The 21,305-nt window shown below is 64.8% G+C and carries 28 protein-coding genes and 6 pseudogenes; 21 read left to right on the top strand and 13 right to left on the bottom strand.

Going from position 1 to position 21,305, the window contains the following annotated elements:
• Positions 1–34: 34 nt before the first annotated feature.
• Both K0H76_RS05180 and K0H76_RS05185 read left to right on the top strand, forming a co-directional pair.
• Positions 35–274 (top strand): hypothetical protein, encoded by a 240-nt coding sequence (locus K0H76_RS05180; protein WP_258935337.1) that lies wholly within the window; start codon positions 35–37, stop codon positions 272–274.
• Between the two features lie 190 nt (positions 275–464).
• A complete protein-coding gene (locus K0H76_RS05185; protein WP_258934702.1) occupies positions 465–749 on the top strand; it encodes an amidohydrolase family protein in 285 nt (94 codons plus the stop codon).
• A gap of 191 nt (positions 750–940) precedes the next feature.
• Here the strand turns inward: K0H76_RS05185 and K0H76_RS05190 are convergent.
• The 3 genes and pseudogenes from K0H76_RS05190 to K0H76_RS05200 form a co-directional block, all read right to left on the bottom strand.
• Positions 941–997, bottom strand: a pseudogene (locus tag K0H76_RS05190) (hypothetical protein); the annotation flags it as partial.
• 40 nt (positions 998–1,037) lie between these two features.
• Positions 1,038–1,292: a formylglycine-generating enzyme family protein gene (locus tag K0H76_RS05195; RefSeq protein WP_258934703.1), complete on the bottom strand. Its 255-nt coding sequence runs from the start codon at positions 1,290–1,292 to the stop codon at positions 1,038–1,040.
• Positions 1,286–1,510: an SUMF1/EgtB/PvdO family nonheme iron enzyme gene (locus K0H76_RS05200; RefSeq protein WP_258934704.1), complete on the bottom strand. Its 225-nt coding sequence runs from the start codon at positions 1,508–1,510 to the stop codon at positions 1,286–1,288. The genes K0H76_RS05195 and K0H76_RS05200 overlap by 7 nt, the downstream gene beginning before the upstream one ends.
• Before the next feature lie 399 nt (positions 1,511–1,909).
• Here K0H76_RS05200 and K0H76_RS05205 point away from each other — a divergent pair, with 399 nt between their 5' ends.
• The 16 genes and pseudogenes from K0H76_RS05205 to K0H76_RS05280 all read left to right on the top strand — a co-directional run bounded on the left by K0H76_RS05205 (position 1,910) and on the right by K0H76_RS05280 (position 10,424).
• Positions 1,910–2,605, top strand: coding sequence for a sulfatase-like hydrolase/transferase (locus K0H76_RS05205; RefSeq protein WP_258934705.1), 696 nt, complete (start codon positions 1,910–1,912; stop codon positions 2,603–2,605).
• Positions 2,602–3,156 carry a sulfatase-like hydrolase/transferase gene (locus K0H76_RS05210; RefSeq protein WP_258934706.1) on the top strand — a complete coding sequence of 185 codons (555 nt, stop codon included), beginning with the start codon at positions 2,602–2,604 and terminating at the stop codon, positions 3,154–3,156. Before K0H76_RS05205 ends, K0H76_RS05210 begins: the two co-directional genes overlap by 4 nt.
• 46 nt (positions 3,157–3,202) lie before the next feature.
• Entirely contained in the window at positions 3,203–3,412 is a 210-nt protein-coding gene (locus K0H76_RS05215) for a hypothetical protein (RefSeq protein ID WP_258934707.1), read from the top strand.
• Positions 3,399–3,774, top strand: a pseudogene (locus K0H76_RS05220) (DUF202 domain-containing protein). Before K0H76_RS05215 ends, K0H76_RS05220 begins: the two are co-directional and overlap by 14 nt.
• Positions 3,775–3,781: 7 nt before the next feature.
• Positions 3,782–4,123, top strand: coding sequence for a DUF202 domain-containing protein (locus tag K0H76_RS05225; protein ID WP_258934708.1), 342 nt, complete (start codon positions 3,782–3,784; stop codon positions 4,121–4,123).
• Between the two features lie 10 nt (positions 4,124–4,133).
• Positions 4,134–4,781 carry an AraC family transcriptional regulator gene (locus K0H76_RS05230; RefSeq protein WP_258934709.1) on the top strand — a complete coding sequence of 216 codons (648 nt, stop codon included), beginning with the start codon at positions 4,134–4,136 and terminating at the stop codon, positions 4,779–4,781.
• A 14-nt stretch (positions 4,782–4,795) separates the two neighbouring features.
• On the top strand, positions 4,796–4,915 hold the full coding sequence (locus K0H76_RS05235; protein ID WP_258934710.1) for an AraC family transcriptional regulator: 120 nt from the start codon (positions 4,796–4,798) through the stop codon (positions 4,913–4,915).
• 502 nt (positions 4,916–5,417) lie between these two features.
• A pseudogene (locus K0H76_RS05240) lies at positions 5,418–6,256 on the top strand (iron chelate uptake ABC transporter family permease subunit).
• A gap of 61 nt (positions 6,257–6,317) precedes the next feature.
• Positions 6,318–6,701, top strand: a complete 384-nt coding sequence (locus K0H76_RS05245) for an iron chelate uptake ABC transporter family permease subunit (protein ID WP_258934711.1) — start codon at positions 6,318–6,320, stop codon at positions 6,699–6,701.
• Between the two features lie 17 nt (positions 6,702–6,718).
• Positions 6,719–7,374, top strand: a pseudogene (locus tag K0H76_RS05250) (iron chelate uptake ABC transporter family permease subunit).
• A pseudogene (locus K0H76_RS05255) lies at positions 7,371–8,190 on the top strand (ABC transporter ATP-binding protein). The pseudogenes K0H76_RS05250 and K0H76_RS05255 overlap by 4 nt, the downstream one beginning before the upstream one ends.
• A gap of 62 nt (positions 8,191–8,252) precedes the next feature.
• Positions 8,253–8,585: a hypothetical protein gene (locus K0H76_RS05260; RefSeq protein WP_258934712.1), complete on the top strand. Its 333-nt coding sequence runs from the start codon at positions 8,253–8,255 to the stop codon at positions 8,583–8,585.
• Positions 8,582–8,770, top strand: a complete 189-nt coding sequence (locus K0H76_RS05265; protein ID WP_258934713.1) for an ABC transporter substrate-binding protein — start codon at positions 8,582–8,584, stop codon at positions 8,768–8,770. Before K0H76_RS05260 ends, K0H76_RS05265 begins: the two co-directional genes overlap by 4 nt.
• 11 nt (positions 8,771–8,781) lie before the next feature.
• Positions 8,782–9,270, top strand: coding sequence for a hypothetical protein (locus tag K0H76_RS05270; protein ID WP_258935338.1), 489 nt, complete (start codon positions 8,782–8,784; stop codon positions 9,268–9,270).
• On the top strand, positions 9,270–9,413 hold the full coding sequence (locus K0H76_RS05275) for a hypothetical protein (protein WP_258934714.1): 144 nt from the start codon (positions 9,270–9,272) through the stop codon (positions 9,411–9,413). The genes K0H76_RS05270 and K0H76_RS05275 overlap by 1 nt, the downstream gene beginning before the upstream one ends.
• 126 nt (positions 9,414–9,539) lie before the next feature.
• The gene (locus tag K0H76_RS05280) at positions 9,540–10,424 is read left to right on the top strand and encodes a siderophore-interacting protein (protein ID WP_258934715.1); all 885 of its coding nucleotides are present in this window, start codon (positions 9,540–9,542) and stop codon (positions 10,422–10,424) included.
• On the opposite strand, the gene K0H76_RS05285 is transcribed toward K0H76_RS05280, so the two are convergent.
• From K0H76_RS05285 to K0H76_RS05300, 4 genes are all read right to left on the bottom strand, one after another.
• Positions 10,325–10,741, bottom strand: coding sequence for a hypothetical protein (locus K0H76_RS05285; protein ID WP_258934716.1), 417 nt, complete (start codon positions 10,739–10,741; stop codon positions 10,325–10,327). The two genes, K0H76_RS05280 and K0H76_RS05285, sit on opposite strands and share 100 nt — an antisense overlap.
• Before the next feature lie 289 nt (positions 10,742–11,030).
• The gene (locus K0H76_RS05290) at positions 11,031–12,365 is read right to left on the bottom strand and encodes a DEAD/DEAH box helicase family protein (RefSeq protein ID WP_258934717.1); all 1,335 of its coding nucleotides are present in this window, start codon (positions 12,363–12,365) and stop codon (positions 11,031–11,033) included.
• 153 nt (positions 12,366–12,518) lie between these two features.
• Complete coding sequence (locus tag K0H76_RS05295; protein WP_258934718.1) at positions 12,519–12,812, bottom strand: DEAD/DEAH box helicase family protein; 294 nt, start codon at positions 12,810–12,812, stop codon at positions 12,519–12,521.
• Positions 12,813–12,942: 130 nt separating this feature from the next.
• Positions 12,943–13,779, bottom strand: a complete 837-nt coding sequence (locus K0H76_RS05300) for a DUF4145 domain-containing protein (RefSeq protein ID WP_258934719.1) — start codon at positions 13,777–13,779, stop codon at positions 12,943–12,945.
• An 882-nt stretch (positions 13,780–14,661) separates the two neighbouring features.
• Here K0H76_RS05300 and K0H76_RS05305 point away from each other — a divergent pair.
• Positions 14,662–14,784, top strand: coding sequence for a hypothetical protein (locus tag K0H76_RS05305; protein ID WP_258934720.1), 123 nt, complete (start codon positions 14,662–14,664; stop codon positions 14,782–14,784).
• The gene (locus K0H76_RS05310; protein ID WP_258934721.1) at positions 14,781–15,965 is read left to right on the top strand and encodes a DUF4143 domain-containing protein; all 1,185 of its coding nucleotides are present in this window, start codon (positions 14,781–14,783) and stop codon (positions 15,963–15,965) included. The genes K0H76_RS05305 and K0H76_RS05310 overlap by 4 nt, the downstream gene beginning before the upstream one ends.
• A gap of 718 nt (positions 15,966–16,683) precedes the next feature.
• Here K0H76_RS05310 and K0H76_RS05315 read toward each other — a convergent pair.
• From K0H76_RS05315 to K0H76_RS05340, 6 genes are all read right to left on the bottom strand, one after another.
• Positions 16,684–16,848, bottom strand: coding sequence for a hypothetical protein (locus tag K0H76_RS05315; protein ID WP_258934722.1), 165 nt, complete (start codon positions 16,846–16,848; stop codon positions 16,684–16,686).
• 24 nt (positions 16,849–16,872) lie between these two features.
• Positions 16,873–16,968, bottom strand: a complete 96-nt coding sequence (locus tag K0H76_RS05320) for a hypothetical protein (protein WP_258934723.1) — start codon at positions 16,966–16,968, stop codon at positions 16,873–16,875.
• Positions 16,969–17,079: 111 nt separating this feature from the next.
• Positions 17,080–17,211 (bottom strand): hypothetical protein, encoded by a 132-nt coding sequence (locus tag K0H76_RS05325; protein ID WP_258934724.1) that lies wholly within the window; start codon positions 17,209–17,211, stop codon positions 17,080–17,082.
• Positions 17,212–17,417: 206 nt separating this feature from the next.
• On the bottom strand, positions 17,418–18,356 hold the full coding sequence (locus K0H76_RS05330) for a hypothetical protein (protein ID WP_258934725.1): 939 nt from the start codon (positions 18,354–18,356) through the stop codon (positions 17,418–17,420).
• On the bottom strand, positions 18,353–19,000 hold the full coding sequence (locus K0H76_RS05335) for an SAM-dependent methyltransferase (protein ID WP_258934726.1): 648 nt from the start codon (positions 18,998–19,000) through the stop codon (positions 18,353–18,355). Before K0H76_RS05335 ends, K0H76_RS05330 begins: the two co-directional genes overlap by 4 nt.
• A 44-nt stretch (positions 19,001–19,044) precedes the next feature.
• Positions 19,045–19,878 carry a type I restriction-modification system subunit M gene (locus K0H76_RS05340; protein WP_258934727.1) on the bottom strand — a complete coding sequence of 278 codons (834 nt, stop codon included), beginning with the start codon at positions 19,876–19,878 and terminating at the stop codon, positions 19,045–19,047.
• A 92-nt stretch (positions 19,879–19,970) separates the two neighbouring features.
• On the opposite strand from K0H76_RS05340, the pseudogene K0H76_RS05345 reads away from it, so the two are divergent.
• Positions 19,971–21,284, top strand: a pseudogene (locus K0H76_RS05345) (23S rRNA (adenine(2503)-C(2))-methyltransferase RlmN).
• Positions 21,285–21,305 lie beyond the last annotated feature (21 nt).

Consider the following 21,305-nt stretch of genomic DNA (forward strand, 5'->3'; position numbering starts at 1 on the left):
ACGGGGACCCCTGGACAGGCTCGGTCTGGTGACCATGGGGCCGCTCAAAGTGGTGGTCGACGGTTCCCTGAACACCCGCACCGCCTGGTGCTGGGACCCCTACCCAGGGCTGGACCCAGCGCACCCGCACGCCTGCGGCATGGAGTCGGTCCCGATCGAGGACCTGAGAGGCCTGATGCAGCGGGCGCGGGACGCCGGCATCGGCGCAGCCATCCACGCCATCGGCGACCGGGCCAACACGGGGTGCTCGACGCCTTCGAGACCCTGGGGATGACGGGTTCGGTGGAGCACGCCCAGCTGCTGCGGCACGAGGATGTGGCTCGTTTCGCCGAGCTCGGCCTCGCCGCCAGTGTGCAGCCCGAGCATGCGATGGATGACCGAGATGTGGCCGACACGCACTGGAGCGGCCGCACTGATCGGGCCTTTGCCCTGAAGTCCCTGCACGACGCGGGGTCGAGCTGCGTATGGGGTCGGACGCCCCTGTCTCCCCGCTGGACCCGTGGTTCGCCATGGCCTCTGCGGTGCACCGCAGCCGCGATGACCGGCAGCCCTGGCACCCGGAGCAGAGCATCGACATCCGCACCGCGCTGAGGTCCTCAGCCCGGGGCCGCTCGGATGTTCAGGTGGGAGACGTCGCTGACCTTGCCGTTGTCGGCCGGAGCCCCTTCGACTGTGACCGGAACGAGCTGCGCACCATGCCGGTGGCCGCGACCCTGGTGGGAGGCCGCTTCACCCACTACGCGCTGTAAGGGTCAGCCGAGGTCTACGGCGAGACGGAAGCCGGTGTGGCCGAGGCTGGTGTCGGACGTGGAGGCCGTGCGGGCTGAGGTCCGATAGCGGCGGCAGTAGGAGGCGTGGCACATGTAGCTTCCGCCCTCACCACCGGCCTAGGATCGGTCTCCGACCAGGGGCTGGATGTCCACTCCCACACGTTGCCGGTGACGTTGTGCAGCCCGTATCCGTTGGCGGGGAACGCGGCGGCGGGCACGGTGCCCACCGCCGCTCCCGGCCGGTCCGGGAACTCTCCGGGAAGGTGTTCATGCGGGGCTCTCCGTGGGGCTCCCGGACAGAGCCCCAGGGAACGGCTGCTGATCGAGTCCGCCGCGGGCTGCGAACTCCCATTCCGCTTCGGCGGGCAGGCGTGCACCGACCCATGCGGCGTACGCCTCCGCATCGCGCTGAGAGACATGGGTGACGGGGTGATCCTCACGTCCCAGGGCTGCCGATCCCGGGCCTTCGGGCCGAAGCCAGGAGGCCCCGGCGACTTGGCGCCACCAGGTCGCGCCTACCACGGCGGGGAGGACGCCTTCAGCTCATCGGTCAGCAGTCCCGAGAAGACGAGTGAGTCGCCGTGCTTCTCCGCGTCGGTGGTGTGACCCGTGGCGGCGACGAACGCGGCGAACTGTGCCACGGTGACGGTGGTGGCAGCCACGGCGAACGGCGCGATCTCCACGGTGCGCACCGGGCCCTCCCCGTCGTCGGGGTAGGCCAGCGCATCCTCCGAACCCATGCGGAAGCTTCCCTGACAGGCCGACGAACCGCAGATCCTCGGACGCGGAGGACGCAAGGTGCTTCACCATGTCCGAGTCCTCCGCGGCACGGGACGCCGTCACGGGGCCGTGGTCGTCCCTGACCTCGTTGCGGGCAGGACCGCAGCAGGCGCTCATCCGTAACCTCCACCTCGACACTTCTTCGCACAGCTACTGTAGGGGCTGGAGACCCGTCCCGACATGGGCGTGCCGTCTCCGCGCTATGACGAACCCAATCTCCCGAAGGAGGGACTCAGTATGTCTGATGCCGCATACCCGCAGGGCGACGGTCCTCAGATCAGCCACAACAACGGAACTGTGTCCCCTCCTGAAGAGGGTGCCCGGCACGGCCGAACATCGTTGTCATCCAGGCGGATCAGATGGCCGCCCAATCTCTGGGCGCCTATGGAGACCAGGCAGCCCGAACGCCCACCATCGACGCCCTGGCCCAAGAGGGGGCGGTCTTTGACCGCGCCTACTGCAGCACTCCGCTGTGTGCGCCGTCCCGGGCCTCCATGATGACCGGGCGGCTCCCCAGCGAGATCGGCTGCTACGACAACGGCGATGACTTCACCACCTCCGAGCCCACCTTCGCCCACCGTCTGCGCCGGGCCGGCTACCACACCGCCCTCATCGGACGGATGCACTTCATCGGACCGGACCAGCACCACGGCTTCGAAGAGCGTCTCACCACGGACGTGTATCCGGCCGATCTGGACATGGTTCCTGACTGGAACCTGCCCATGGAGGAGAAGCTGCAGTGGTACCACGACGCTGATGCGGTCTTCTCTGCAGGAGCTTCCAAAGCAACGGTGCAGCAGGACTTCGACGACGAGGTGACCTGGCGGACCCTGCGCCACCTCAACGATCGGGCGCGGGCCAACCAGAGGCACCGGCGCGAGGGCCGCCAGGAGCAGCCGTTCCTGATGGTCACCAGCTACATCCACCCCCACGACCCCTACGAGCCCCGGCGGAGCACTGGGACAGATTCGACGATGTCGACATTCCTGACCCTGCCCACCCTGAGATTCCGGATGCCGAGGCCGACCCGCACACCCACCGGCTGCGTGCCATGAGCGGGTTCGACAAGCGGGACCCCTCAGCCGACGAGGTGCGCAGGGCCCGTCGCGCCTACTACGCCGCGGTCAGCTACATCGATGATCAGATCGCTGCTGTGACCCAGCGGCTGGAGTACCTCGGCCTGGCCGAGAACACTGTGATCATGGTGACCTCCGACCACGGCGACATGCTCGGGGAGAAGGGCCTCTGGTACAAGATGAGCCCGTATGAGAGGTCCTCCAGGGTGCCGATGATCATCACGGGGCCCGAGGCGCTGGTGCCGCGCGGCCGGTTCAGTACGAATGTTTCGCTGCTCGACGTCGCGCCGACGCTCAGCGCACTTGCCCTCGATGATCAGGGCGAGGCCGAGCTTCCGGGGCGCCCCTGCACGTCCTCGCCGAGCAGGAGACTGCCGAGGGGCCCACAGACCGGGATGTGCTTATCGAGTACTTGGCAGAGGGAACCCACCGGCCGCACCTCACGCTGGTGCGGGGCACCTGGAAGCTCTCCATCTGCCCAGGCGACCCGGACCACCTGTACAACCTGGCTGAGGATCCTGAGGAGCTGACCAACCTCGCTTAAGCAGCCCAGCGCACGCAGAGCAGCTGGAGCTGATGCGCAAGGAGCTCCACAGCCGCTACGGCCTGGAATCGCTGGAGCATGATGTTCTGTCCAGTCAGCGCCGTCGTCAGCTGGTCGCCGGCGCGCTGGCCACAGGGCAGCATCGAGCATTCGACTTCGCGCCGGGACCCGAGCAGCGCTACGTCCGCGGGGACTTCTGGTCAGCCTTGGAGCACGGCAAGATCGCAGATCCGGCACGATGAGCACACTTCCGGGGTGGCAGCAGCGGATTCTGGGGAGGGGCAGGACCCAGACCCCCGCTTCACGCTGGCCAACGAGCGCACCTTCCTGGCATGGATACGGACGGCCATGGCTCTGGTCGCCGCAGGCGTGGCGGTGGAGGCGCTGACCCAGGCCGTATTCCGGGAACTCTGCGGACAGCGCTCGCCGCCAGTCTTCTCGTGCTCGGGATGCTGCTGGCGGCTTACTCGTTCGCCCGGTGGCTGAACGTGGAGCGCAGCCTCAGGCGGCGCCGGTCGCTTCCGGTGCCGCTCATCGCACCGCTGCTGGCCGGGGAGTGGCTGTGGTCACCGCTCTGCTGGTGATCTGGATCATCGCGGTCTGAGCCGCCGATGAGCTCCGCCGATCTCCCGCTGCATGAGGATCCCGGCGTCCAGCCGGAGCGGACGCTGCTGGCCTGGAACCGCACCCTGCTGCTCCTGCTTGTCCTGGCCGGGTTCCTGCTGCGCTGGATTCCCTACCAGGGAGCGGCCGTCCTCACACTGGTGGGAGGCTGCTCCCTGGTGGCCCTGGGCATCTTCGTCGGTGAGCGCGCACGCTACCGGCGAGCGGTGCACGGCATCCTCGACGAGAGCTACCCGGCGGCGGTGCGTTCGGTTCTGGGGCTGACGGCCGCAGTGATGGGCATCGGCCTGGCAGCTCTGATCCTGCTGCTCAGCGGGGAGGCGCCGTGAGGTGCCGTCGGTGAGGGTCGAGGTGCGCGGCGTGGAGCCGCAGGCGTCGGATCAGATCGGCTTCAGCATCGGCGGCATGGGTGAGGAGCTGCTGCGGCCAGTGGAGTGGAAGGCGCACGCGCACCCGTTCCACGAGCTGCTGTGGAACCCGCGCGGCGCCTCCACCATCGCCGTGGGGTCTCGCCTCTGGTCCGTAGCCGGTGCCGACGGGCTGTGGATCCCAGCGGGCACTGAGCATTCCGGATGGGCCGGGGCCGGGACGCTGTATCGTGCCGTGCTTCTGAGCCCGGAAGCCGTGGAGACGATGCCTGGGGACGTCGCAGCAGTGACGATGACTGCGCTGCTGACCAGTCTGCTCGACCACATCGACTCGCAGGACCTCACCGACGAGCAGCGCGCTCGGGCGCAGGCGGTGGTCCCGGACCTGATCCGACCTTCCGAGGTGCAGGTCAGCCTTCGCCTTCCGGCGAGGGACCCTGCCCGCACAGCAGCCCGGGCGGTGCTGGAGGATGTCCGCTCTGCGCCCTCAGCTCACGAGTGGGCAGAGCGGCTGGGCATCAGTACGCGCACGCTGACGCGCAGCTTCCAGGCGGAGACGGGCGTGGGCTACGCCCGCTGGAGGGCGGAAGCGCGCGTGCATCGAGCCAGGAGCTGCTGACCGGCGGCTTCAGCGTGACGGACACTGCGGAAGAGGTGGGCTTCTCCTCCGCGAGCGCCTTCATCTCTGCGTTCAAGCGCGTCACCGGCGCGACCCCGGGCCTGTCAGTGAGGCCTCAGGACCGACACAGGTGACGAATGCCGCCCGCATCGGCCCGTGCGCCGAATTCGCCGCATGAGATAAGCCTCCCTGACCTTGCTGCCCGTCAATGAGACGGATTCTGATGCGACAATCCCCGAGTGTGTCGCAAATGCGACAGGCTGAGTCGCTGCGCATAGATTGCGTCATGCCCGTGGACCTCGTAGCTTATTCATAGGCCGCATTCGGCCATATGAAGCTTCTCTAATCACTGAGGAAACATGTCCGTCCAGACCGCACCTCTGCGGAGCCGCGCACCGGCCCTTCCGGCAGCCGCTGCGCCTCGGGCTGCAGCCCAGCAGCAGACGCAGGCCGCGTCCCCCGCAGTGCGGGGCGCGTTCTCGTGATTCCTGCGGGCCTGACCCTGCTGGCAGGTCTTGCCGTCCTCAGCCTCTTCGTCGGATCCGGCGATCTGCCCGCCGCCCAGACCGCGGAGACGCTGCGCGCGTGGATCGCAGGTGAGCTTCCCCGGAGTCGCGGGGCACCGCGGAGCTTCTCGTGCTCGAGCGCCGCCTGCCGCGCACGGCCTTGGCGCTCGCCGCGGGCGCCGCCCTTGGTGCGGCAGGAGTCGTGATGCAGGCGCTGGCTCGCAACCCTCTGGCGGACCCCGGCCTGCTCGGCGTCAACGCAGGCGCCTACACGGCCGTGGTCTTCGGCTCCGCCGTGATGGGGCCCAGCGTCGGAACCGGCCATGTGTGGCTCGCCGTCCTCGGGGCCCTCGTCACGGCAGCCGCCGTCTACGTCATCGGCACCTCGGGGCCTATGGGGGCCAACCCGGCCAAGCTCGTGCTCACAGGCGTCGCCATCGGGGCCGTCCTCTCCGGGATCAGCTTCGCCGTCACCCTGGCCATGCCCGAGGTCTTCGACCGGGTGCGCTTCTGGTCCGCCGGGTCGCTCCAAGGCCGCGGCGGCGAAGACGTCACAGCCATCCTGCCCTTCGTCGCCGTGGGGCTGCTGATCGCACTGGCCCTTCCTCGGGCCCTCAACGCCCTGGCGCTCGGCGACGACGCCGCCTCCGCCCTGGGAGCGCGCCCGGGTCTGACCCGGCTCGCCGGTCTGGCTGCCGTGACGCTTCTCTGCGGTGCGGCCACCGCCGCAGCGGGGCCGCTGAGCTTCATCGGCCTGCTGGTCCTCACGCCCTGCGGATGCTCGTGGGCCCCGATCACCGGTGGCTGCTGCCCCTGAGCCTGGTGGCCGCTCCGGCTCTGCTGCTGGCGGCCGACATTCTGGCGCGCGTCGCCGCACCCTCCGAGCTGCCTGCCGGTGTGGTCACCGCATTTCTCGGAGCGCCCATGCTGATCTGGCTGACTCGACGCAGGGCAGTGAGAGAGCTGTGAGCGCCGCCGCCCCGAGAGCCCCGCGCGCCACCAGCATGCGGGGTCCGATCCCACCCAGCAGATGACGGTCCCCGGGCTGCTCACGCTGCGCAGCGGCGGGCGAAGCGCACGGCTGCACCTGCGCACCCTCGTCGTCCTCCTCATCGTCACGGCAGTCGCCGCCGGCGTCGGCTGGTGGAACCTCATCAGCGGATCCGCATCACTGGGCGCCGCCGAAGCGCTCGCCGCCTTCACCGGGCAGGCGGACGACGGCACCGCACGCGTCATCCTCGACTGGCGCGCCCCGCGAGTGGTCTTCACCCTGGTCGGCGGGGCCGCGCTCGCCGTGGCCGGGGCAGTCTTCCAATCCCAGACCCGGAATCCCCTGGGCAGCCCGGACATCATCGGCTTCTCCACCGGCGCCTACACCGGGGTGCTCGTGGCGGCCTCCATCGGCCTCGCTTAAGCATCTGGACCGCCCCCATCGCCGCCGTCGTCGGCGGACTCGGCACCGGCGTCGCCGTCTATCTGCTGGCGGTCCGACGCAGCGCCGGCGGCATGGGTGCGACGGGCATGCGCCTGATCCTCGTGGGCATCGGCATCAGCATCTTCCTGGGTGCGCTCAACACCTACCTCGTCACGGTGCTCGATCTTGAGACGGCTATGTCGGTCGCCAGCTGGGGAGCCGGGTCGGTCAACACAGTGGGCTGGGCGCACGCAGCGCCTCTGCTGGCGCTCTGTGCGGTGACCTTCCCTGTGATGCTGGCGCATGCGCGCGACATGACCCTGATCGAGATGGGCGATGACACCGCCTCCGCTCTGGGGATCCGCGCCGAGCGTGTGCGTCTGGTCCAATTCGTCTGCGGTGTGCTGCTGGTGGCGGCGGTGACGGCCGGGGCGGGACCGATCGCGTTCATCGCGCTGGTGGCTCCCCAGGTGGCGCTTCGCCTGACCGGCGCAGGAGCGTCCAGCTCATCCCGGCCGCAGCGATGGGTGCGCTGCTGCTGACGGCCGCAGACGCCGTCGCGCGCACGGAGCCGATGCTTACCAACCTTCCCGTCGGCGTCGTGACGCTGATCCTCGGCGGGGCATACCTGGTCTGGCTTCTCATCAGCATGAGCAGAAGGAGGACGGCATGACAGCAGCCCACCACCGCCTGGAGACGGAGCAGCTCAGTGCCGGATACGACCAGCGGGCCGTGCTCGAGGATCTCAGCGTGCAGATCCCGGAAGGCTCCTTCACCGTCATCATGGGGCCCAACGCCTGCGGCAAGTCGACTCTGCTGCGGAGCCTGGCTCGGCTCATCCGTCCCACCGCCGGGCATGTGCTCCTGGACGGGCAGGCCATCCTCGCCCGGCCCGCCAAGGAGCTGGCGCGGACCATCGGCCTGCTGCCCCAGTCCTCCACGGCTCCCGACGGCATCGTCGTCGCCGACCTGGTCTCCCGGGGCGGCATCCGCACCAGAGCCTGCTGCGCCGGTGGAGCGCTGAGGACGAGCGGGCCGTGGCTGAGGCACTGGAGCTGACCGGCACCGCGGACCTGGCCTCACGCCCCGTCGACGAGCTCTCCGGGGCCAGCGCCAACGGGTATGGATCGCTATGGCGCTGGCTCAGCAGACCCCGCTTCTGCTGCTCGATGAGCCCACCACGTTCTTGGACATTGCGCACCAGATCGAAGTCCTGGAGCTGTGCACCCGCCTGCAGCAGCAGGGACGCACCATGGTCGCCGTGCTGCACGACCTGAACCAGGCGCTGCGGTACGCCACACACGTGGTGGCGATGCATGAGGGCCGCATCGTCGCCCAGGGACACCCTCACGAGGTGGCCACCTCGGAGCTGGTCAGCAGCGTCTTCGGGGTCGAGGCCCGCATCATCGAAGACCCTGAGACCGGCCGCCCGCTCGTCATCCCGCGTGCTCCCGCTGCGGTTCGCCCGGCCCCGCTGATCCTGTCCTGAAGCTTCGCACCCAGCATCACCCGGTCCGCGCACCACGGGCTGCCACCTTGAAGGAGAACCCCATGAAGAATGCTCACCCGCTCATCGCCGGCGTCGCGGCCCTGGCCCTGACGCTGACGGCCTGCGGCGGCGGTGACACCGACGCTGCTGAGGAGACCGGCGACGAGGGCGCCGGCACAGGCACGGCGACGGCCGAGCACATGTACGGCACCACAGAGGTCGAGCTGCCGGAGGACGGCGAGCTGCGCGTCGTCGCCCTCGGCTGGTCCGACGCTGAGGTGGCGCTGGCACTGGCGTGGAGCCCATCGCTGTGCACGACTGGCTCGGCTTCGGCGAGGAGACCCACGGCGTGGGGCCCTGGGCCGCTGACCTCATCGAAGGTGATCCGGAGGTGATCCCACGCTCTGACGAGGAGCTGGACTACGAGCAGATTCAGGCCATGGAGCCGGACCTGATCCTCAACGTGAACTCCGGCTACGAGGAGGACGAGTACAACCGGCTCTCCGAGATCGCGCCGACGGTCTCCGGGCCTGAGGGGCGGAGAACTTCAACCCCGGCTGGGAGAGCCACACTCAGCTGATCGCCGACGCCCTGGGCCTCTCGGAGGAGGGTGAGCAGCTCGTCGCCGACACTGAGGAGAGCTTCGCGGCCGCACGCGAGGAGCACCCGGAGTTCGACGGAGTGGAGGCGGTCACCGGGTCCAAGTTCGGCGAGGCCTACGGGCTGAGCTACAGCGGGGACATGCGCTGGGATGTCATGGAGGAGCTCGGCTTCCAGATGTACGGCCCTGCCGCGGACATGGAGCCCAACCAGGGCTTCTTCGCCGACGTCTCCGAGGAGCAGGTGGAGGTGCTCGACGCTGAGGTCGCCGTCCTCTTCCCCATCGGCTACACCCTTGAGGAGCTTGAGGAGGACCCGCTGCTGTCCTCCCTGGACGTCGTCGAGGAGGACCGTGCGGTGCTGCTGCCCGATGACGGGGATCTCGTCATGGCATTCTCCGCGGGTTCCCCGCTGAGCATCGACGTGGTGCTGGACGAGCTGCCGGAGCAGCTCGCCGAGGCCGTCGAGAACCTGGACTGATGCCCTCGCCCGCCGCCGTGGCTGCTGTGTTCGCGACCCGCGCCTACCTCACCACGGTGGCGCGGGTCTCCCGCCTGAGCGCCCACTTTGTGCGCGTCACCGTCACAGGGAGTCTCTTGTCGACTTCGGTCCCTCTGCCGTGAGCGGACTGGCAGCGGCGGCTCCGGCCGATCCGGTGCCCGCATGGGACCAGCGGATCAAGCTGTTCCTGCCGTGTCCCGACGGCACCTACCCCGAGCTGGGCCTCTTCGATGAGCTAAGCCCGGCCGATGATGGAGTGGTACACCGTCTGGCGGCAGCTTCCGGAGGAGGAGCGCAACCCGATCCGCACCTATACGGTCCGGGCGGCTCGTCCCCTGAGCCGCGAAGTGGATATGGACTTCGTTCTCCATGAGGAGCCCGACGGCAGCATGGGTCCAGCGTCGTCCTGGGCGGCTTCCGCGGCGGTGGGCGATGAGCTGATCGTCATCGGCCCTGACCGCCGGTCGGAGCAGGTAAGCGGCGGCATCGAATGGAACCCCGGGACCGCTCGTGAGGTGATGCTCGCCGGGGACGAGACGGCCGCGCCCGCCATCTGCGCCATCTTGGAGTCCCTGGCGGCCTCGGATGAGGCCCGAGTGTTCTTCGGCGAGGCCTATATCGAGGTGCCCACGGCCGATGATGTGCTGGAGGTCAACCCGCCCTCGGGGGTGGTGGTGCGCTGGCTTCCGCGGGATGGTGCGCCCTTGGGCGAGCTGCTCGGCCCTGCGGTGCAGGACTGGGGCAGGCGCCGCAGCATCATCTTCGAGGCGCGCCGGGCTGCCTGGGCGCCGGGGCTGTCCCCGTCGGGGCGCCTGCTGCGTCGAAGGACTACCGGGAGCTGTCTCCTGAGGACCCCGTGTGGGAGGTCGCCGAGCCTGAGGGGTTCCGCGAGTACGCGTGGCTGGCCGGCGAGTCCGGCGTCATCACCGGACTGCGCGGCACCTGGTGAAGGAGATCGGCCTCTCCGGGGCAGGTCTCGTTCATGGGCTATTGGAAGCAGGGTCGCCCCAGCGCGTGACCGTACATCAGGTGTTCAGGCGGCGAGGGCTCGGTCCCGGAAGTCCTCCAGGATCGTGACGACGGTGTCCACGCGATCTTCTCCGAGCACTTCGTCGGGCCCGTTCGGTGCGTAGTCCGTGAAGGGCGACTGGTAGAGGGAAGCCGCCTTCATTGCGCCGTTCACTGAGAGGTAGTCCACGATCAACTCGATGAACCGCAGCTGTTCAGCAGAGAAGTTTGCACCCTGGATGAACTGGGCGAAAGCCTCCCGGGCGACCTCCCTCTCTACGCCAACGATTCTGCGGATGAAGAGGCCGAGACCGTCAGCCTCTTGGGCAGCAGCTTCGACGTCTTCCCGAGTGCCGACGCCCGAATCCACCAGCATCTCCTCGAGGACCTGGATGTCCTGAGCAGTGAGCTGCCGGTTGAACCGAACACGCTGCAGCGCCACATGGTTGAGGTGCTTCTGAAGGAACTGCTCCGCTTTCTGGCGGAACCGGGCCAGGTCTGTTGCTTAGGCGTTGTATGCCTCAGGAAGGCCTCAGCGACCGTGACGTCGGTGTCCTCGAAGTTCGTGTGGACGGGCGTCCATGTTCGGGGCTCGACATAGTGGACGATGTTGCGCAGGGTTGTTCGTACCTTCTCCAGCCGTACGGAGTCTGCCCCAGCCCACCAGGCATCATCCTGAAGGTCCTGAAGGAGCGGTGTGTGCTGGTCGACCGCCGGGATGCTCCTGCGAGTCAGAAGGTCTTCGGCGATGTCTTGGATCTTGTTCCGCTGGGCAGCGAACAGTTCGGCATCGCCTTCCACTTGCGCCGTTTGGGCCTGAAGGATCGTGTAGTCGAAGCTCTTTGCCTCCTCCTTCTCCTGGGCGGAGGTTGAGGGAAGCGGACCAAACGTCTGCGAGAGCTGCTGAACTTCCGCCGCATTGATGTGCCGCCACTTGCTGCGGGGGTGTACTGCACGAGCAGTTCTCGGTGGGGACGCACTTGGACAAAGTCCGGGTTCATGCCCCGCAGGTGCTGCAGTGTGCTCTCCAGGACATGTTCCCGGAGTGTTTTTCGGTGGTCGGCTAAGAGGGCTGCGCCGGGCCCCTCATCCAGGGAGTTCAGGAGGCGCAGACGTGACTCGAAAAGACGTTCGCTGAGAGACTTTGGGCGGGGACGCGGCTTCTCTTCTCGGTCTTCGTCGAAGAACGCGAGGTTGTCCCCGAAGTCGAGGATGAGGAAGTTCTCCTTGTCCTGGTCGGGACCGAAGAGGTTCTCACAGAGCCGTGTGCCACGGCCCACCATCTGCCAGAACTTGGCCTTGGAGTACACGGTCTTGAAGAACACCAGATTCACCACGGATGGGACGTCGATGCCGGTGTCGAGCATGTCGACGGTGATGGCGATCTGCGGTTCGGAGTCCTGCTTTGAGAAATCTCTGATGAGCTCTTGGACCCGCTCGACCTCATGCGTAATGACTCGTGCGAAGTTGCCGCCCAAATGCGGGTACTGCTCAGTGAAGCTCTCGTAGAGGGCGTAGGCGTGCTCCTGGTTCTGGGCGAAGATGATCGTCTTGCCCAGCACGTCCCCGCTTACCACATGGATGCCTTCCTCCATGAGGGTCGCCAGCACTTTGTTGTTCGTGTCCCTGTTGAGCACCTTGCGGTTCATGTCCTGCTTGCGGACCACCTCGGGGATCAGTCCCGCCTCGTCGGTGCCGGGATCCGTCCATTCCAGGGCCTCCCACTGTTCTCGGTCGTCCTCGGACATCTCGTCGTACCGCATCCCGTGGCTGAGGAACTGCGTTTCGGCGGCCCGAGGGATGTAGGGAACTAACCATCCTTTCGCGATGGCTTCCTCGAGGGGGTAGGTGTCGGTGGGCACGCCGTTCTCCTGGCCGAAGAACTCGAATGTGCTGCGGTGCACGTCTTCGACTGGCGTGGCTGTGAGTCCCACGAGGTGAGCGTCGAAGTAGTCGAAGAGGGACCTGTAGGAGGCATAGATGGAACGGTGTGCCTCGTCCACGATGACCAGGTCGAAGAACCCAGGCCCGAACATTCTCTCTTCGGGCTTCAGCAGGTTCATCATGGTCGGGTAGGTGCAGACGAAGACTCGACCGTCGGTGTTCTTCTCGGTGACGAGATTGATCGGGGAGCGTCGGGCAGGTTCTGCCGAAAGGCATCGACTGCCTGGTTCACGAGGGCTACGCGGTCGGCCAGAAACAGCACTCGTTTAGCCCAGCTAAGCTCGCATCATTTGATCGGCCAGGGCGATCACGGTACGGGTTTTGCCGGTGCCGGTGGCCATCACCAGCAGGGACCGGCGTCGCATCTGGGCGAACTGCTGGCCCACACTCCGAATCATCCTCTCTTGGTATGGCCGACCTGCGATGCTGTCATTGATGGCGGTCTCAGCCAGCGGCTTCCGGGCGGTGCGGGAACGGATGCGCCACTGCAGGTCGGTTTTGGTGAGGAACCCGTCGACTCGGCGCGGCGGGTATCCCTTGAGGCCGAAGGCGGTGTCATCCCACAGCATGGTCCGGTAGCCGTTGGTGTAGAAGATGAGGGGCGCTGACCGTAGTCGCGTTCGATCCCGTCGGCGTAGAGCTTGGCCTGTTCCTGGCCCACCTCTGCTTTGCGGAGGGTGCGTTTAGCCTCGACGACGGCTAGGGGCAGGCCGTCATCTGACCACAGCACGTAGTCCACAAAGCCGGTAGCGGTGCATGCCCCGGTGGCGTCGGGCATGCCGGTGACCCGGTGTTCGCGGGTTGCGTCAGCGTCGGCGACATCGGGACCTTCGAGGCGCCACCCAGCAGCTTGAGGTCCACATCAATCTGGTAGAGACGGGTGCTGCGCTCGTCCGGGTCACGCTCGTCAAAGACCGCAGTGGCCTGCTGGGCCTGTTCGCTCTGCGCTGCGGCGGCGTGGGCTGCACGGAGCGTTTCCAGCTCGGCTTCTAGCTCTGCGTTCTTGGCGGCGGACTCTTCGAGCTGCGCCTTATAGCTCTGCTGCTCTTTCTGGATCTTGATTGCGAGCTTCTGGAGGTCTCCGTAGTGCATGGGCTGCCTTTTGGCAGCTATCTCAGTGTTGAAGCTCGCGGCGGTGGGCACTTGATGCGGGACGCTTGAGTAGTGCTGGGCGCCCCAGAGCATGACGTAGTGGAGGTCGCGAAGAACCTGCAGGGCGATGTCCGGGCGGATCTGGTTGTGGCTGTGTACGGCCTGGTTGCCGACCTTCCGAATGAGGTTCAACTTCTGGACGATGGCCTGGCCAGCGCGTTGGACGAAGGCGTCGGCGTGGATTTGGGCGGCGAGGTCGTCGCGGTAGGGCTCGGGAAGGCGGGCCCAGTTGTAGATGTGCTGGATCAGCTGCTCGGTGGCATAGCGGGCGTGGAAGCAGGCGGCACGCGGATCCGTGCGGATGTACTCCTCGGCGCGCAGGCTCGACTGGTAGATCTGCGGCCATTCCTGCTCGATGAACGCGAAGTTGCTGGGCCCCGCCACGCTTCCCTAAATGCCAGGTGTGATCCTCAGCTCACGCTATCTGATCGGCCCGACATGGTGTGAGCGTTGGCAGCCGCCTGGTTAGGCCATGTGTGGCGAACTGGAGTTGTGGTCTTCACTGCTAAAAGTCTGCATTGTGTGTTGATAACTCTTTGCATCAGGTGTTGACTTTCTTGGTGTTTGGCGGGATCCTCTACGCATGGCGTATGTGCATCGGTTCATCGAGCCTTTCGTTGTCGAGGCCCTTCGGGACCAGTCCTCGTGATTCTCGAGGGTGCTCGAGCCATTGGTAAGACGAGCTTGCTGTTGGCGCTCCGAGAGCGTGGCCACATCAATACGGTTCAGTCACTGACGAATCCTGAAGTGCGAAACGCCGCGGAGACCGACATCGACGGTTGGCTTCGTTCGCTCACGGAGCCCTTTGCGATTGATGAAGCGCAGCTCCTCCCGAGTTGCAGTTGGCGCTAAAGCGCCTCCTCGATGAACGACAGGACCAATTGAGCGGGCTTCTCACGGGATCAGCCGAAATCGGTCGGAAGGGATTCGGGGCAGTGATCCTCTGGCGAGGCGAGCACAGCGTATTCGCCTCGAACCTCTGACTGAGGCCGAGATCCATTCTCTTGAGGATTCTCAGTCCTCTGGTGCTGGGCCTTGGTCTGTAGTTGATGCGTTGATTACTCAAGAGCCCCAACTCAATGCGCTGGTCGAAGATCCGTCGTGGTGGAAAGCGGGCCTCTGGGAAGGTGGGATGCCCTACAACCGGCTCGATGAGAGCCGCAGTGCGCGTCGGCAGCGATCCAGCAGAATTCGGGCGGGTGTGGAGGCAATTCTCACGGATGATGTGCTCCCGGGGAGAGGTTTGACCTCACGAATGCGAAACGGGTGCTGGATTACGTTCTCCGCAAGCCTGCCGAAGAGGTCAAAGCGAAGACCATTGCCGACATGCTTGGGATCGACCCCAGAAGCGTCAACCGCTACCTCGATGTATTGAGAGGCGGTTCTTGACTCATGAGCTTCCCAACTTTCTGCGCTCGTCCAAGACGTCATCTCGTGTGACGGCGAAACTCTATCCTGCTGATACGTCGCTCAGTGCTGAGTGGCTTGCTGCTCAGTCTTATGAACAGCTTGATGACGATCAGCGAGGGCACCTCTTCGAAGCATTCGTTGCTCAGCAATTGCGTGCGCATCTGACGTGGTCGACTCAGGGTGTGGCTCTTTACCACTGGCGCGATACGCGGAAGGGCAGAACGAAGGAAGTCGACCTTGTTATCGAGGCAACGGACGGATCGCTCACAGCCATCGAGATGAAGTCCTCGTTGAAACCTCGCACACAGGATTTCAACGGGATTCGAAACTTCCGTGAGCAGTATCCTGACCGTTTCGCGCGCGGTTTCGTCATCTCTCCGGCAGGCTCTCCTGCGAAATTCGGTGAGGACTTGTGGTCGCTGCCTGTGGTAGCTCTCCGTGACGTGGATGCGTGGAAGAATCTCCGCCTGCCTACTTCTATGCCCGAGTCTCTTCACTCACAACGAACGAACACCGAACAAGTTGAAAAGGTTGGAATGAGCCCTAGCTCCTCATTGTATTCAGAGAATGACCAACCAAGTTCAGACACCCAAATTTTCGTCAGCTATGCGCACCGGGACAACGAAGGACTCTATGAGGGCAAGGTCACCCAGTTTGTAGAGGACGTCCGTGAGGTGCTCGAGGTCGAGCACGAATGGTCAGCAAAAATCGTTTGGGATGCAACTTTTATGAATTGGGGTGACGATCTTGAGGCGCGGATCGAGAAGGAACTGGCGGATTCCGCGCTCTTCATTCCATTCATCTCGCCTTCCTACATCCGCAGTGAATGGTGCCGCCGAGAGTTCGTACAGTTCAGTGACGCTGCCGCTCGTGCCAATGTTCCACTTCGATCAGAGGCGACGAACCTTGTTCTGCCTGTGATCTGGACGCCTCCGAGGGCTTTCCGGGAGCAGTCGAGCGGTGACCCTGTCCTTGACCGCGTACGCAGCACGTTCTTCATCGAGGTGATGGAGGCGCGGGCAAAGCCCCGGGGCTCTCAGGAGTACCTCGCGGCCGTTACTACCGTCGCTGAGGGTCTGGCTCGGATTCTGGATGAACGGGCCCAAAGTGCTCTTGCCGACAACGGGGTGAGCCCCTGCCGGAGGATTCACGAGATTTAGCGGAGGTTCTGGAATCGATTGAAGAGCTTCAGTCCAACTTCGAGGCTGATCTCGTCAAGTTTGGTGAGTCTTTTGAGGAGCTAAGCCTCGGGTTCCAGATGACGACTACGCAGCAGCCGTTGTCGAAGACGGCCAACGCGCGCGAGCTGCTGAACTGGGCTGAGCGAGCTCGACATTCGTTGCAGGGGCCCTCGGAGAGGTTGGAGTCTGCTGCGGCGAAGGTTCAGCAGGGCTGGGACCAGATGACTCAGGATATTGCTGCTTTCGTTGCTATTGCGAATGATACGGGGCAGGACGTGCCCGCTGCGGAGTTGCGTACGCTTGCTGCGGACCTGGAACAATCGACCAGCGGGCTCCTGATTCAGATTTGGAGCAGATGGAGACGATCGCTCGAGCCCTGCCTCGTATGTCTCGCAGGCTGTCCCCGGTTTCGCAGGCGCTGCTGAAGGCCGTTGACACTATAAGAGGCGTAAGCGTCTCCGCAGATGGTTGGCTTAGTTCGATCTATCGCAGCGCGGGCCTCGAGGAGAGCTGATTCGAGGCGGGTCGGGGCAGACAGTCTCAGCTCTGAGGGTGAAGTCGGGCGGCCCGATGCGGAGGTTTTGTTGTGGAGTACCAGGCGCCATTCCATGCGGCCTGCCGACACGGGGACAGCACCGTTGTTCGCGGCCGTTGGCTGCCTCGACTTCGCGCTGCAGTTCGTTGAACCAGAAGCTCATCACGTCACGGATCTCGTCGGGCAGAGGGAGCGATGAGAACTCTTCGGGTGGGGGTATGCGATGCTCGACTTGTCGCCTTCGGTGACTGGCCCGAGGTGCACCCCATCACGGTCACGGAGATCGAGGACGGCGTACAGAGGCCAGCTGCGGATTGTGTCACTCATGAGGCACTTCTTTCTTCGCCTGACTCATCCCCAGAAGACGGCGCTGTCGGGTTCGTCGAGGAAGGCAAGGACTTCACGGGCGTTGAGGATGGGGCGGGAGGATCCGTGGAGGTGGAACATCAGGTTCCGGTCCCGCCAGTAGATGGTCCACAGCCCGGTGCGGGTGGTGTACCGCAGAGGGCGACGGGGAACCGCATGGTCGGGCGGTTCTGCGGGTCTATCCAGTCCGGCTTAAGCACCCCATGATGTCCACATCGCGTGGGTGACGTCGTAGTCGGTCCACACCTGGTCCCGAACATACTCAGGGGTGTGCTCTTCACACCAGGCGGCGATCAGCTTCAGGTCTGATTCAGGGACCGCCATGGGTCAGAGTTCGCCGCGGAACGCGCGGGACTGTAGGGAGGCGCTTACCGTGTTCAGGGCCGTTCGCTTGTGAACGTACAGTTCACGCTGTTGCTCCAGGGTGGAAAGCCAGTGGGCGTAATGCTGTTGCGCTTCCCGTGGAGGTACTAACACTGGGAAGCTCTTGACGAGCTTGGCACTCAAGTTCGGTTGCGTTCCGCCTTGGCCTAGGGCGCGAAGCCGGTCATAGCCGATCTTGAGTTGCGCGTGAAGAAACTCGGGGACGAAATGGCCGTTAGGAGGAATGACTGCACAGGCCTGGTTCGTCGTTGAGGGATCGCCAGGAGCCCACTTTGGCCGCGTGTCTTTCCTTGTCCGTACATGGCGATGACCACAGATCCCGGAGGGAAAATCCGTAGGGATGAGGCCTCGATTCCAGCTTCAGTGACGTGTTCCTCCGTCTCACTAATCACTCCACTCACCTCTCCGGTCTTGATCCAGGGAGTAGATCCGCCGTAATAGTGAGGCTGTTTGCGGCTGGGAGTAGAGCCGCTTTGAACTGTGACGAGATCTCCTAGGGGAGATCCTCTTTGTAGAGGCGAATCGTCTACGAAACTCCGCGACGATGAGCGCATCGAAAAGTTCCGGTGCCGAGTCAGCTCTTGAGCGGAGACTTGTGACCTTGTCGAGGATGGCGGCGATACGGCGTTGTTCGGGAGGGGTGGGACCGCCGGAAGCTGGAGATTCAGGAAGTCCTTGACGGATGATCGCTTGCGCCGAGGAACCGATCCGAATGCGATGGTGTCGAACTTCTGAACCATTGAGGGGGACAGAAGGATGTGGCGCAGGTACGAGGAATCGAACCCGTCTCGCACGCGGAATGTCGGGTACAGCGGAGAGATCACCCCAACGTCGAAGCGATCATTCTGCGCGAGCGCACCAGCCCAGAGCAGGTATGGGTTGAAAGCGAAGTCTTCGTGGCGGATGACCTTGTACCTCGAAACGTCGGTGGTCGCGAGACGCTTGTTGAAGCGTTCTTCTTGAGGAACGAAGCCGTTGTGCTCCGTCAGGGTCAGGACGGGAGCATCGTCCGTGGAAGCGCCGAAAGTCTCCTTGAACTCCTCGAGTACGTCGCCAATGCGCAGCGTTTCGGCAGCACCGCTCACTTCAGGGTCTCCTTGAGGTCGGCGAGGCCTTGTCGGATTTCCTCGTCGAGCTTCTCTAGCTCGGCGATAATCTCCAGCGGGTCCTCGTGCTCCTCCTCCTCGAAAGCGACCTCCTTGTAGCGGTTGATGGAGAGGTCGTAATCGTTCGAAGCGACCTCCTCACGCGGCACAGTGAAGGACTGATCTGTACGGGCGCGCTCACGCTCGGCGTCGTCCTTCTCCCGCCACCTGCGGACCAGATCCGGCAGATTGTTCTTGGCGTGCTCGGCATCGTCGATCTCAGCGTGGGGTCCGAGCTTCTCCACATCCAGCAGCGGCTGACGCTTGTCATCCAGGCTCAGACCATCCGCCGCGACGTCGTAGAACCACACCTGGTCTGTGGAGGACTCGCTGCCAGCGGTATCGGTCTTGGTGAAGAACAGGATCGCCGTGGACACACCGGCATACGGCTTGAACACCCCCGAAGGAAGCTTCACCACAGCCTCCAATTTCTGGTCCTCCACCAAGGTTCGTCGCAGGTTCTTATGCGCCTTAGAGGAACTGAACAGCACACCGTCGGGCACAATCACCGCAGCCCGGCCACCTGGAGCCAGCAGGCGCAGGAACAATGCCATGAACAGCAGCTCAGTCTTCTTCGTCTTCACCACCGAGAGCAGATCTTGCGACGTCGACTCATAGTCCAGGCTGCTTAGGCGAACGGTGGATTCGCCAGCACCATCGTGAAGTCCTCAGACTCCCCAACAGCCCCCTCAGACAACGAATCCCGGTACCGGATATCCGGGGATTCCACCCCGTGCAGCATCATGTTCATCGACCCGATCCGCAGCATCGTCGAATCAAAGTCGTAGCCATGGAACATCTGCGCATGGAACTGCTCACGGTTCTCCGGGCGCATCAGCTCCGCTGAGTAATGCTCACGAATGTGATCAGCCGCGCTCACCAAGAAACCAGCCGTACCGCACGCAGGGTCAATAATCCGGTCCCCAGGCTTCGGGTCCATCATCGCCACCATCGTCTCGATGATGTGCCGCGGCGTCCGGAACTGCCCATTCGTGCCCGACGTCGCGATCTTCGACAGCATGTACTCATACAAGTCACCCGTCGCATCCCTGTTCTCCATAGGGATCCCATCCACCATGTCCACCACACGGCCCAGCAGCGCAGCCGTCGGCACCGTGAACCGGGCATCCCGCATATGGTCCGAATACGTGGAAGCCCCAGCCGACGACTGATTGTCACCCAAGGCACGAAGGAACGGGAAGACCTCCTCCGCCATCACCTGGTGCATCGTGCCTGGATCCAGCTCCTTCAGCTTCGACCAGCGCAGATGATCCTGGTCTGCGGAGAAGATCGGGTTCTCCACCGGTTCGCCAGTCCGTTGGGCCCGTTTGAGTCTCAAAGAATGCAGTTCATCCAGCCTGCGGATGAACAGCAGATAGGTAATCTGCTCGATCACCTCTAGAGGGTTCGATATACCACCGGACCAAAACGCATCCCAGAGCCGGTCCACCTTGCTGCGCACGTCACCCGTAACCATTAGCGATACCTTAACCGGCAACGTCCACCGCGAAGGTCATCCGCCTGCGGGGAGCCCCAGCGCGTGACCGTGGGACAATGGCGAGGATGTCTGAGACTTCTGACGCCCGTCCCCAGGTCCGCCCCAAGCCGAGGGCTGGACCCAGGCCCTGGATGCCGAGGGCAGGCCCAAGCTGCAGTTTGCCCAGTCCAAGCGCATCAAGCAGCCGCCGACGCACTTGGCCGACCTCGGCCTGGATGAACGCATCGCCAAGGCCAAGGAGATGGGGCTGCCCGGATTTCGGGCCAAGCAGCTGAGCGTCCACTACTTCCAGCACTACACCGCAGATCCGGATGCGATGACGGACCTTCCGGCCGCTGACAGGGAGAAGCTCGTCGAGGAGTTCCTGCCGCCGCTGCTCACCGAGATTCGGCGGCTGAAGACCGACGACGGCGCCACCATCAAGTTCCTGTGGCGGCTCTTCGACGGAGCGATGGTGGAATCGGTGCTGATGCGGTATCGCAACCGCATCACGCTGTGCATCTCATCCCAGTGCGGATGCGGCATGAACTGCCCTTCTGCGCCACGGGCCAGAACGGGTTGACCCGCAACATGTCCGCAGCCGAGATCGTGGACCAGATTGTGCAGGCCAACCGGGTCATCGCCGCCGCGAGCTCGACGCTCCCAACGCGGCCGAGGTCGCAGAGGAGGTCGACCACGCCGGGCTGGGCGAGGAGACCGACTTCGCCGATTCCGAGATCTCGCCGCTGAAGCAGGGGCAGGCAGCCTCCGCAGACGGGGATCGGTCTGGTCCGCAGCGGGTCGGCAACATCGTCTTCATGGGCATGGGAGCCGCTGGCGAACTACAAGCGGGTGATGAACGCCGTCCGGCGCATGGTCTCTCCGGCCCCGACGGGCTGGGCATGTCCGCCCGCGGCATCACGATCTCCACCGTGGGCCTGGTGCCCGCGATCCGGAAGCTGGCCGCGGAGGATCTGCCCATCACGTTCGCCCTGAGCCTCCACGCTCCGGATGACGAGCTGCGGGACGAGCTGATCCCCGTGAACGACCGGTGGAAGGCCGATGAGGCGATCGACGCCGCTTATGAGTACTACGAGCGCACGGGCCGCCGCGTCAGCATCGAGTACGCCCTGATCAAAGACATGAACGACCACCCGTGGCGGGCCGATCTGCTGGCGAAGAAGCTCAACGCCCGCGGGCGGGGCTGGGTGCACGTGAACCCGATCCCGCTGAATCCGACGCCGAACTCCGTGTGGACCTCGTCCGAGCCCGCCGTCATGCGAGAGTTCATCCGCCGTCTCAACGCCGCCGGGGTCCCGACGACGCTGCGCGACACTCGCGGCAAGGAGATCGACGGCGCGTGCGGGCAGCTGGCCGCAGCCGAGGACTGAGCCTCTGCGGCACCCTGATGG

Source organism: Nesterenkonia pannonica, assembly GCF_019575955.1.
Classification (GTDB): domain Bacteria; phylum Actinomycetota; class Actinomycetes; order Actinomycetales; family Micrococcaceae; genus Nesterenkonia; species Nesterenkonia pannonica.

What these genes read in the sequence shown, in the direction of transcription:
- K0H76_RS05180 (WP_258935337.1), top strand. Translation starts at nt 35, where the DNA reads ATGGGGCCGCTCAAAGTGGTGGTCGACGGTTCCCTGAACACCCGCACC.
- K0H76_RS05185 (WP_258934702.1), top strand. Translation starts at nt 465, where the DNA reads ATGGGGTCGGACGCCCCTGTCTCCCCGCTGGACCCGTGGTTCGCCATG.
- K0H76_RS05200 (WP_258934704.1), bottom strand. Translation starts at nt 1,510, where the DNA reads ATGGGTTCGGAGGATGCGCTGGCCTACCCCGACGACGGGGAGGGCCCG.
- K0H76_RS05205 (WP_258934705.1), top strand. Translation starts at nt 1,910, where the DNA reads ATGGCCGCCCAATCTCTGGGCGCCTATGGAGACCAGGCAGCCCGAACG.
- K0H76_RS05210 (WP_258934706.1), top strand. Translation starts at nt 2,602, where the DNA reads ATGAGCGGGTTCGACAAGCGGGACCCCTCAGCCGACGAGGTGCGCAGG.
- K0H76_RS05215 (WP_258934707.1), top strand. Translation starts at nt 3,203, where the DNA reads ATGCGCAAGGAGCTCCACAGCCGCTACGGCCTGGAATCGCTGGAGCAT.
- K0H76_RS05225 (WP_258934708.1), top strand. Translation starts at nt 3,782, where the DNA reads ATGAGCTCCGCCGATCTCCCGCTGCATGAGGATCCCGGCGTCCAGCCG.
- K0H76_RS05245 (WP_258934711.1), top strand. Translation starts at nt 6,318, where the DNA reads ATGACGGTCCCCGGGCTGCTCACGCTGCGCAGCGGCGGGCGAAGCGCA.
- K0H76_RS05260 (WP_258934712.1), top strand. Translation starts at nt 8,253, where the DNA reads ATGAAGAATGCTCACCCGCTCATCGCCGGCGTCGCGGCCCTGGCCCTG.
- K0H76_RS05275 (WP_258934714.1), top strand. Translation starts at nt 9,270, where the DNA reads ATGCCCTCGCCCGCCGCCGTGGCTGCTGTGTTCGCGACCCGCGCCTAC.
- K0H76_RS05280 (WP_258934715.1), top strand. Translation starts at nt 9,540, where the DNA reads ATGATGGAGTGGTACACCGTCTGGCGGCAGCTTCCGGAGGAGGAGCGC.
- K0H76_RS05290 (WP_258934717.1), bottom strand. Translation starts at nt 12,365, where the DNA reads ATGATGAACCTGCTGAAGCCCGAAGAGAGAATGTTCGGGCCTGGGTTC.
- K0H76_RS05295 (WP_258934718.1), bottom strand. Translation starts at nt 12,812, where the DNA reads ATGCTGTGGGATGACACCGCCTTCGGCCTCAAGGGATACCCGCCGCGC.
- K0H76_RS05315 (WP_258934722.1), bottom strand. Translation starts at nt 16,848, where the DNA reads ATGAGTGACACAATCCGCAGCTGGCCTCTGTACGCCGTCCTCGATCTC.
- K0H76_RS05320 (WP_258934723.1), bottom strand. Translation starts at nt 16,968, where the DNA reads ATGTTCCACCTCCACGGATCCTCCCGCCCCATCCTCAACGCCCGTGAA.
- K0H76_RS05325 (WP_258934724.1), bottom strand. Translation starts at nt 17,211, where the DNA reads ATGGCGGTCCCTGAATCAGACCTGAAGCTGATCGCCGCCTGGTGTGAA.